Origin of the sequence: Nostoc sp., from assembly GCF_036917455.1 — a bacterium.
GTDB lineage: Bacteria > Cyanobacteriota > Cyanobacteriia > Cyanobacteriales > Nostocaceae > Nostoc.
This window is the reverse complement of sequence record NZ_JBALDK010000054.1, coordinates 1-6,536: the sequence shown is the minus strand read 5'-3', so window position 1 is coordinate 6,536 and position 6,536 is coordinate 1. Positions and strand designations below refer to the sequence as shown.

Below are 6,536 nucleotides of genomic sequence, written 5' to 3'. Positions count from 1 at the left end.
AATGACAACTGAAACCCTCACCATAAATATAACCTAACCAATTAATATAAGTCTTGATATAAATTCATTTCCTCAGTAAATCTTGATAAAATGAACTCATGTCTAATCCAACTTCTGCCATTGTTCTGACTGATTTAATCCCTTGCTGTAAACTACATAGCAAATTTCTATTTTGGGCAAGTATTGAAATTGCTTCTGTCCATGCTTTTACATCTTGATAGGGAACTAACAAACCATCAATATTATGCCTGACTAATTCAGAAATACCCCCAATATTAGAACCTAGTATAGGAGTTTTCACTGCATAAGCCTCCAAAACTACTAAAGGGCCTGTTTCTAACCATTGGGAAGGAACTGCTAATACATCAAAACTTGCGAGGGTTTCAGCAATTAAATCACGGGTAACAGGATTGGCAAACTGAATGCGGCGATCGCCAGCAGCTTGAGCGAAAACCTCTTGTTGATAAGCTTTTGCTTCTTCTCCTTGCACCAACCCATGAATAACTAATTCTACTTGCAAGTCAGATGGCAAGCGACAGACTGCTTCTACTAAAATATGAATACCCTTGATCCTATCCCAACGTCCTAAAAAACCAATTTTCAAAGGTTTCTTTATATTTAACTTATTCTGTAAACTTGGTTTAACTTTGATGTTAGTTGAATCTACTCCCTGTCTGCACAAAACGAGTTTTTCTTTAGCTACACCATTCAGCAGCAATGCATCATAGAGCCATTGACAGACAGCTACTATGCGATCGGCCAAACCTACCATCTCCAGTAAACGATTTTGATGTGTGGCAACTAAAGTTGGTGTAGCTAGAGCAGTAGCTAGACGGTTATTAGATAATGAGGAAGAGGCGATCGCACTTAAGGGTAGGGGAATTCTAGACAATAGAGGTGCTAGGCTTGCTGGTATCCCTCGTGCCATAGCCCAGCAATTACCACACCGTACCGACTCAATGCGTCCGTCACAGACTTGTTGCCCATTCAATAGCATTGTGCCACGCAAACAGATATATCCAGGGACATGGACGGTTAATACTGTTGGCATCCCTAGCTGTTTCGCCTGTCGCATGTGGTGTATGCTGCAACCAGTTACCCAAGAGTGTTGATGGTAGATGTCAGCTTTTTGTTGCTGGAGCCACTGAGCAAAATATTCAAACCCACCATGTGGTGTAACATCACGAATTTGCTCAAGGGTGAGATCGGGAAAAACAGGATAACGATAAATGCTGATATCATTATGTTCATAGATTATTTCCTGAGTTCCCTTTTGAGGAGCAGCAACAATACTTTTTACACCTTGGGAGTTTAATTGACTTACTAATCCATCGACATAAACCTCTGTACCTCCAGAAGATTCCGGAAAATAGTATCCGAGAGTTTGGATGACTTTCATTTAAACCCTAACAGCCAATTGTTTGTTAAATTATTATTGTCAATAAAAAGTTATTTTTTTACTTTGCTTACAAAGCAATTAATAGAATTAATATTTTTATTTTTGAACTGCAAAGCAGGCTTTTCAAAAAAATGCCAGCTAAGAATAGCTAATGGCATTGTCAGTAATAATGAAAGTATAAAATAAAAACCAACACCAAACTCATCTAAATTAAATTGAACAAGAAGTTGCTGAATAGGAAATGAGTAAATATAAATCCCATAAGAATAATCACTATGTTTATCAAAATTGCTCAAGGGCAGATTGAGAGATAGCCATAAAATAATGTATGGTAAAGTTAATGGCTCTACCCAGGCATATAAATTAACATATATCGCCACTGAAGTAACTAACACTAAACTAATGAAAATTATCGAATTCCAATAAACCTTTTCCCTGTAAAGCCAGAAAACTGCACCCGAAAAGAACAAGACTAACAATGGTGGTACTCTGTTACTAGTCCAATATAATAAAATTATTCGACAGTGGCATGAGTCTAACAAGTAAGTTAATAATAGTACTAGGAAGATAGCTAAAACAATCCATCGGGACTTTGTGAGTATGGATAAAGAACCTAAAATAGCTATAGCGATATAAAGAAAAAATTCCCATTCTAAAGTCCATAGAGAACCATTCAATGATTTTTCTGGATGGGATGCCATCAGCCCAGCTATATCTGGTTGTTTAATTGATAAAAATAAATTACTAAAAACATAACTAAATGGACTATCTGATCTTAAGAAATAACCACTTGTATTTCCATGTACATTTATATATGCAATAGGAGCTATAACAAAAGAAGTAACCAATAAGCAGACCCAAAAACCAGGAAAGATACGTAAGATCCGATGCCATGAATAACGCCAAATATTGGGATTTGAAATATAACTACGAGTTATCAAAAATCCACTAATGATAAAGAAAGCATGTAAAGCTAATGAACCGGAACTTAGCTGTCCTTTACTTAGAGATAATAAAGGCTCATTGCCAAAATTACCAAGGATGTAGCTATGTTGTAGAACAACTAAAACAGCAAATAAGAAACGTAAAAAGCCTAAGCTATTTTTTTTATGGTTAAAAGCAAGCCCTAAATTAGATTGAACTGAAGAAAAAATCATAGCAGTTCCGTATAGCCTATACTTTTTAAAAAAGATACTGTTTTTTCATGTCCATCGCTTAAAGTAACTAAAGGTTTCCAGCCCAAAATTTGAGATGCTTTTTCCGATGAAAACCGAGTGATAGTTGAAGAAAATAAATCTGCTAGCCAAACTGGTGGATGTTGAAAAGATGGTGAATTTACAAGCATTATAGGTGAAGTAATTTGAGCTTGCTCTTGTAATAAATTATTATGCACCTTCGGCACTAATTTGAATGCTTGTCGCTTAATACTACCAAGTATAGGCATCCTGTTGATAATATCAATTAGTTCTAAATCTTGGATTAAATGGCGAACTAAATCTTTCATTCCTGCTGGAGTTTGATCGGATTTGTTAATTAACTGACTACGGCTGTATGAAGGCAAGTTATGAGCAAATTTCCCAATCAGTGGTGTAATGAATTCACGCCAAGAACAAAAACCATCATTGATAATGAATCTTTCACCATGTGCAGTTTCACAATTTGCTGCTAAAAGAATTGCATCAATCAAGTTTTCTACATAAGTGTAGTTAGCAATTCCCTTTCCTTCTTCAATCCAACAAAAATTACCTGTGCGAGCCAAATCTATAGGTAATTTAGTATAGGTTTTCCCACTAGGCCCATAAACACAAGATGGGTTAAGAACGACAATCCTAGTATTAGGGCTAGACTTAGCTCGTGCAAGACACCAACGTTCCATTTTTGCTTTACTAATGCCATACTCACCGCCAGCAGGCTGATAAGGACTGGATTCATCAACTAATTGATTAGTCTCAGGATGTCCAAAAACATACATAGTGCTGAGAATAATTAAACACTCCACTCCAGATTCGATTGCTGCATTAACTATATTTTTTGTACCTTCAATCGTCACCTGTGCAGCATTACCTCCATCACGTCCATAGGCAAGATGAAATACATATTTTGCACCAGCAACACTGGCTTTTACTTGCTCGTAATCTAATAAATCAATTCCCGGCATTTGAATGGGGAATCTAGCTGCACCAGCACAAGTTTTATAGTTGCGAACAGGAACAACTATATCGGAAAATCCTAAGTTTACTAATCTAGCAATTAAATGTTCTCCAATAAAACCTGTACCACCCGTAACGACTACTTTTGATAGTGGAAGAGAAATTGCTTGTTGAGAATATGCTGAAGAAACCAAGAAATTACGTTGAGCATAAGCCCACTCAATCATTTTTATAGTATTAGCAGCTTGTTTTGCTGTCACTCTTGGTGTTTTTTGCTCGTGTATTGCTGAGGCAAATTCTACAAATTGTTCTGCAAAGCAAGAATTAAATGTTGGCAACCAATCACCAGATTCAAAGGATTTATGGGGATATAATTTGCCTGCAAGTTTATCAGATTGAGAGGAGCGCCAAAAGCATGTATCAAAGGTATTAAGTTCTAGACTGAGTTCTCCTAATTCTCCTTTGAAAATAGCTGTATTTTTCAAATCGTGGGTACGAGAAAGTATTAGTTTGACAGGAATACGATCCTGAGCCAGCAGTTGAAATTCACAATTAGCTTCTACTCCACCAAAGCAATCATCATAGTAACTGATTGGTTGTAGGGAACCAACTAAATCTTCAATTAAATCTAGATAATGAACTCCCATATCAGCGAGGACACCGCCATTCTCTTTTCGGAAAAAAGCACCACTCTCAGATAGCCATCCATAAGCCCCACCACATTCAATTTCAATACTTTGAAGTGAACCAATGAGTTGATTTTTTAAAGCATTCCTCAAGGCTGTCACTGAAGGAAGTAGTCGTCTCACCATTCCAACTGCCAAAACTTTTCCAGCTTTCTCTGCAAGTTCATGTAACTTCAAACAACTTGCTGCATCCATTGCTAATGGTTTCTCGCAGAGAACGTGAAAACCTTTCATCAAAGCTAGTTCAACAGCTGCGACATGGAATTGGTTTGGTAAGGCAATAACTACTGCATCAAATTCTCCCTGCCTAGAGATATTATTTAGGTAATTGCGGAAGTCTACTTCTTCACATTGAATATTGGGAGAAAGTTGTTTAAGCTTACTTAGAGTTTTTGTAGAAGCGTCTGTAACAATAGTGTTAGAGATTAAACCCAAAAGGTCAAGGGCTGGTAAGTAGTACTCTGTTACAACAGCTCCGCCACCTAATATTTTTAAATTGAGGTTATTTAAGTAAGTTTGTGGATTTATCATAAGATTTAATGTGAAAGCTGCAATTTGTCAACTTAAAGTTTTATGCGCTAATTAGAGATTGATAAATATCAATATACTTTCTAGCTTGGATATCTAATGCATATTCTTTAATAGCTATTTCTCGACAATTTTTCTTCATTTCACTCCTCAAAGTATTATCTTCTAATAAATTAATAATTCCTTCGGAAAAGCTGTCAGTTTTTTCAGGTTCAGCGAGATAACCGGTAATATCAGGTCGTACTATATCTGGAATTCCACCAACATTGAAAGATATCATCGGTGTACCACAAGCCATACTTTCTTGTAAAACTAGAGGGAGATTATCAGCTCGTGTAGGAAAAATAAACAAATCAGCAGCAGAATAAGCCATTGATTTTAAACGATCGCTAGTGACGTAGCCTAAATATAAACTATCTATTCCTGCTTCTTTCGCTATTACATCACCATTGTTACCTAAAATTAACACGACTGTCTCACTTTTAAGAGAGGCAGGTAGCTTAGATAAAGACTGAAGTAATAGATCGCTGCCTTTTCTGCGATCGCTAACCGATTGGGCTCCAAACATGAGTACCTTTTTATTAGTTGATATTCCCAGAACAGAACGACACTTTTCGGGATCAAGAGGTTTATATGCTTCTGTATCAATTCCGTAAGGAATATGGTGAATAGGAAAACAATTTAGTATACTCTGCTGGGCTAAATTGGTAAGCCATCGACTGGGAGTGACAATAGTTAAATTTGAGTGGCTGTAAGTCCATTTTTTTAACTTCCATTCCAATCCAGTATTGTCCATCTGGATAGATGGATAGCTTTCTGGATAGGGACATTTTCCACAACCAATCTTCCATCGGGTACAGTCATAACTGTAAATACAATGACCTGTAAATGCCCACATATCATGCAGTGTGAAAACTGCTGGTTTACTTTCAGTAAGGGCAGGAATTGCTAAGTAGTTAAAGAAACCACTATGTATAACATGGAAGTTAATTACATCAGCCCATAAATAAAATGGATCTTTTTTAAGGTTAAACGAGCTAATTTTATGGATATCATTCAAGCCAAGATTTGACGTTACTTTGCATAGCAATGATTCAAACTTCGATGTTCCTGCAATGAGTTCTGATTCCTGAGATTCAAGAGTTTTGAGTGCTGCAATGATTCTTCCATCCACACCTTGCTTTTTCAAAGCAGTGTAGAGACGATGCATTGCTATTGAGCCACCACCAGCATTAAGATAATCGCTTAAACTAATTTGTAAAATTTTCATTATCAAGGCACCAATCGGAATACCACCTATTTTGAAGGAGATCGTTGGAGTTTCACAGGCTATGCTTTCTTGCAACGCTAGAGGCAGATTATGAAGAGGAGTCGAACAAATGAACAGGTCAACGACAAAATAGGCAATCAAATGGCGCTTGATGAAGTCGGTAGCCTGCGATCGCGGCTCCTCCACCAATATCAGATTGATTAATATGTAGTATAGGACTAGTATTTGATTTCTGAAAAAGCTCCGTACATTTGAAGAGTCGCAAAATCAAAGGTAGTGTGTCGGAGAAACCACTCAAACATCCATTTGAGATGAGAGAACGAAGGAATCAAAGCACAGAAACGCCGTACCCAAGTTTTAGCTTGTAACCAAATATCCTCAATTGGATTTTGTGATGGGCAATTAGGGCAGGGCAAACGCATCTAAAGTACTCTTGATCACGACCAAGATTAAGACCCAACGAAAAATCAGTATTTCTGGCTTGATTTATTTTCCAAGGCTCA

Annotated in this window: 4 protein-coding genes and 1 pseudogene; all 5 read right to left on the bottom strand. The window is 37.0% G+C overall.

The window, feature by feature from the left end; all coding sequences use genetic code 11:
- Nucleotides 1-64: 64 nt before the first annotated feature.
- Entirely contained in the window at nucleotides 65-1,399 is a 1,335-nt protein-coding gene (locus tag V7K42_RS05995; RefSeq protein ID WP_334914439.1) for a glycosyltransferase, read from the bottom strand.
- Nucleotides 1,400-1,449: 50 nt separating this feature from the next.
- A complete protein-coding gene (locus V7K42_RS05990) occupies nucleotides 1,450-2,556 on the bottom strand; it encodes an acyltransferase family protein (RefSeq protein ID WP_334914437.1) in 1,107 nt (368 codons plus the stop codon).
- The gene (locus tag V7K42_RS05985; RefSeq protein WP_334914435.1) at nucleotides 2,553-4,766 is read right to left on the bottom strand and encodes an NAD-dependent epimerase/dehydratase family protein; all 2,214 of its coding nucleotides are present in this window, start codon (nucleotides 4,764-4,766) and stop codon (nucleotides 2,553-2,555) included. The genes V7K42_RS05990 and V7K42_RS05985 overlap by 4 nt, the downstream gene beginning before the upstream one ends.
- A gap of 40 nt (nucleotides 4,767-4,806) precedes the next feature.
- Entirely contained in the window at nucleotides 4,807-6,033 is a 1,227-nt protein-coding gene (locus V7K42_RS05980; protein WP_334914433.1) for a glycosyltransferase family 4 protein, read from the bottom strand.
- Nucleotides 6,034-6,251: 218 nt separating this feature from the next.
- Nucleotides 6,252-6,440: pseudogene (locus V7K42_RS05975) on the bottom strand (IS630 family transposase); the annotation flags it as partial.
- Nucleotides 6,441-6,536 lie beyond the last annotated feature (96 nt).

Bases quoted from the DNA above. Each gene is read 5' to 3' on its own strand.
- V7K42_RS05995 (WP_334914439.1), bottom strand. From the start codon at position 1,399: ATGAAAGTCATCCAAACTCTCGGATACTATTTTCCGGAATCTTCTGGA.
- V7K42_RS05990 (WP_334914437.1), bottom strand. From the start codon at position 2,556: ATGATTTTTTCTTCAGTTCAATCTAATTTAGGGCTTGCTTTTAACCAT.
- V7K42_RS05985 (WP_334914435.1), bottom strand. From the start codon at position 4,766: ATGATAAATCCACAAACTTACTTAAATAACCTCAATTTAAAAATATTA.
- V7K42_RS05980 (WP_334914433.1), bottom strand. From the start codon at position 6,033: ATGAAAATTTTACAAATTAGTTTAAGCGATTATCTTAATGCTGGTGGT.